Genomic DNA, 2,337 nt, shown 5'->3' with positions numbered 1-2,337 from the left:
TGCCATAAGCCAGCCATCTGCGTGCTCATCCAGCCAGTCCGCCGGGCGCCTGTCCGTTTAATCGTTTTTTATTATTTTACCATATTTTTTGCGTTTTTTCATCCATTAACCAAAGATGGTAAGAATCTTCGGCAGAGCCTTGATTCCTGAGTAACCGGTCAGAAGAACAACGCATACGCCAAGTACGATGAGTACGGTCGGATGTTTGTAATCTTCGCCGACGATATCTTTTCTGCGGCTTGCCAGAAGAATGACAAGCAGTGTAATCGGAAGAATCAGTCCGTTTACGGAACCTGCCAGAACCAGAAGAGTTGCCGGCTGTCCAAGTAATGTCATGATAACGGTCGATACAGCGATGAAGCCGATAACGAACCATTTCTCATTCTCCATGATGAACGGATGCAGGGTCTTTAAGAAGGATACGGATGTATACGCTGCACCGATGATGGAGGTGATAGCTGCAAACAGGATAACCAGACCGAAGATCTTGTAACCGATGATGCCTGCGCCTGCCTTAAAAGCTGCTGCTGGCGGGCTTGCTACCCATGCTTCGCTTCCAACAACTTCCGGAGTTGCTGTAACAACGCCTAAAACTGCGAGGAACAGTAAAATTCTCATAACGCCCGATACGCTGACGCCCATTAATACGGAACGGCGAACGTGCGGAAGATCCTTGGTTCCGGAGAAACCTGCATCCAGAAGACGATGTGCACCTGAGAATGTGATGTAACCGCCGCAGCTTCCGCCAAGCAGGGTAATAATCGGGAATACCAGGTTCGGGAATTCGTTCAGATGTCCAACGCTGCTGATTGCCTCAACAACCGGAGGTTTGGAACGGAATGCTACATAAAGTACGGTAACAATCATGATGCTTCCTAAGTATTTGGTCAGCTTATCCATGAAGTTTTTCGCATCCTTGGATAAGAAGATCAGGATACCGATGACACCGGCTACAACGGTTCCGACTTTCAGCGGGAAACCGAATACGATATTAAAACCGGTTGCGGCGCCGCCGACGTTACCGATATTGAATACCAGACCGCCGAGAGACACAAGGAACGCAATGAAATATCCGAGTCCCGGAACAACTTTATTTGCGATATCCTGTCCACGCATACCGGACACACCGATGATGGACCAGATATTTAACTGGGTTGTAACATCCAGAAGAATGGTACAGATGATTGCCAGTGCGAAAATAGAGCCGTACTGACCGGTAAAGGTTGCTGTCTGCGTCAGGAAACCAGGTCCGATCGCGGACGTTGCCATCAGGAACGCGGCGCCAATCAAGGCTGTCGTGTTCGCATTACTTTTTTTCTTTTCTCCCATATTTTTCTTCTCCTTATATACGTATTAGCGGAACAGATTTTTAATCTCCACTCCCTCGGCTACCAGTGTCTCACGAATGTTCTTTACAAACTCCAGCGCTTTTGGGTTGTCTCCGTGTACACAGATGGAATCTGCCTTGATGGAAATGTCGTTTCCGTTGATGCTCTCAACTTTTCCTTCTTTTACCATTCTTACGACACGTTTGATTGCCAGGTCTTTATCTTTGATGACTGCTCCCGGAAGTTTTCTGGAAACCAGGGTTCCGTCATCGTTGTATGCACGGTCTGCGAACACCTCGCTCGCTGCCTGTAAACCAACCTCCTCGGCTGCCTTGATCATCTGGGATCCTGCCAGACCCATGAAGATGATATCTTTATCTACTTCATAGACTGCTTCACACATCGCTCTCGCCAGCTTCTCATCAACAGCTGCCATGTTGTAGAATGCGCCGTGCGGTTTTACGTGCTGGATTTTTACGCCCTGGCTCTTAGTAAATGCGCTCAATGCGCCGAGCTGGTATTTCAGATATGCTTTCGCTTCTTCCGGAGTTACCACCATGTTTCTTCGACCGAAGCCCATCAGATCCGGAAATCCCGGATGTGCTCCTACTGCGGTTCCGTATTTCTTTGCCAGTGCGATGGTCTTATCCATAACCATCGGATCACCTGCATGCCATCCACAGGCTACATTGGCAGAAGACACGTACTGAAGAATTTCTTCATCCATACCAATCGTATAATTACCGAAGCTCTCACCTAAATCACTGTTTAAATCGACATAAAACATGGTTCATTCCTCCCTTTCTTAGCTCACACATCTCATTTTTGCGGCTTAGCGTTTCTTCTGTCTGTTTTCAACAACTATCGGAAACTATTTTTAAGATGAGATGTTTTTTGTATGTTCCCCTTGTTTTTTTGCTTCTAATGATATTTTATCTGACTTCTATGTATTTTTCAATCATAATTTTAATATTTTTTAAAATAATTTAATTTATATGCAAAAATCGTG

2 protein-coding genes are annotated in these 2,337 nt (G+C 46.0%); both read right to left on the bottom strand.

The features are described from left to right. Positions 1-105: 105 nt before the first annotated feature. On the bottom strand, positions 106-1,329 hold the full coding sequence (locus QVO97_RS01405; protein ID WP_022358637.1) for an NRAMP family divalent metal transporter: 1,224 nt from the start codon (positions 1,327-1,329) through the stop codon (positions 106-108). A 24-nt stretch (positions 1,330-1,353) separates the two neighbouring features. Beyond that, positions 1,354-2,115, bottom strand: coding sequence for a LamB/YcsF family protein (locus tag QVO97_RS01400; RefSeq protein WP_022358636.1), 762 nt, complete (start codon positions 2,113-2,115; stop codon positions 1,354-1,356). Positions 2,116-2,337: the final 222 nt, after the last annotated feature.

Origin of the sequence: Clostridium sp. CAG:43 (genome assembly GCF_000434655.1) — a bacterium.
In the GTDB taxonomy this organism is placed as follows: Bacteria; Bacillota; Clostridia; order Lachnospirales; family Lachnospiraceae; genus Otoolea; species Otoolea fessa.
This window is presented reverse-complemented; position numbering and strand designations above follow the sequence as displayed.

Excerpts from the sequence above, each read along its gene's own strand:
- QVO97_RS01400 (WP_022358636.1), bottom strand. The coding sequence starts at position 2,115 with ATGTTTTATGTCGATTTAAACAGTGATTTAGGTGAGAGCTTCGGTAAT.
- QVO97_RS01405 (WP_022358637.1), bottom strand. The coding sequence starts at position 1,329 with ATGGGAGAAAAGAAAAAAAGTAATGCGAACACGACAGCCTTGATTGGC.